The sequence below is a fragment of the Prevotella sp. OH937_COT-195 genome, assembly GCF_003932845.1.
Taxonomy (GTDB): Bacteria; Bacteroidota; Bacteroidia; order Bacteroidales; family Bacteroidaceae; genus Prevotella.
In genome coordinates this window covers 1-356 of the sequence record NZ_RQZH01000183.1, presented here as the reverse complement: position 1 = coordinate 356, position 356 = coordinate 1, and the positions used below count along the sequence as shown (strand labels likewise).

Annotated in this window: 2 pseudogenes; both read right to left on the bottom strand. The window is 45.5% G+C overall.

Going from position 1 to position 356, the window contains the following annotated elements:
• Window positions 1–149: pseudogene (locus EII32_RS11830) on the bottom strand (IS982 family transposase); the annotation flags it as partial.
• Between the two features lie 24 nt (window positions 150–173).
• Window positions 174–356, bottom strand: a pseudogene (locus tag EII32_RS12655) (IS982 family transposase); the annotation flags it as partial.

The following is a 356-nucleotide window of genomic DNA, read 5'->3' as shown; positions in this document are numbered from 1 at the left end:
TCCTCAATATAATATCCATCAAGTGCTTTCGGCTTGTTGTCGAAGAAGCAGTATGCCGCCAGTGCTGCAATCATGCTCATGATGAAATTGTTGACCGATCTGTGCCTTGAGTGTACCAGTTGTGCCGTATTCTTGAGCATGTCATTGATACGCCAGTTCGGGACAATCCGTTTCTAAAAAAGTTGCAATTGCCTTGTATTCTCCACATATACCGGTAGTACATTCGGTTTGTTGTCAAAGAAGCAATACGCCGCCGGCGCCGAGCATAGATTCATGATGAAGTTGTGTATGGAGCGATGCCTTGAATGCACAAGGTCAGCCTTGTTCTTCAACAGCTCGTTTATGCCCTCCATGAT